This is a genomic window from Colwellia sp. TT2012, assembly GCF_001440345.1.
GTDB lineage: Bacteria > Pseudomonadota > Gammaproteobacteria > Enterobacterales > Alteromonadaceae > Colwellia.
On the sequence record NZ_LJYX01000220.1, the window covers coordinates 1 to 221 of the forward strand.

The window sequence follows — 221 nt, forward strand, 5'->3', positions numbered from 1 at the left end:
AATTGGTAGGTCTGGGCAGACTTGAACTGCCGACCTCACCCTTATCAGGGGTGCGCTCTAACCAGCTGAGCTACAGACCTATCGTTTCTTCTTTATTTTGTTATCATGTAATTTGTGTGAACACTCGTGAAATACAATCCGAAAACTGATTTCCATTAAGCAATTTTACTTCAAGATAAGGAGGTGATCCAACCCCAGGTTCCCCTAGGGTTACCTTGTTA

Annotated in this window: 1 tRNA gene; it reads right to left on the reverse strand. The window is 43.0% G+C overall.

The features are described from left to right. Positions 1-3 precede the first annotated feature (3 nt). A tRNA-Ile gene (locus ASU03_RS19615) sits at positions 4-80 on the reverse strand. Positions 81-221 lie beyond the last annotated feature (141 nt).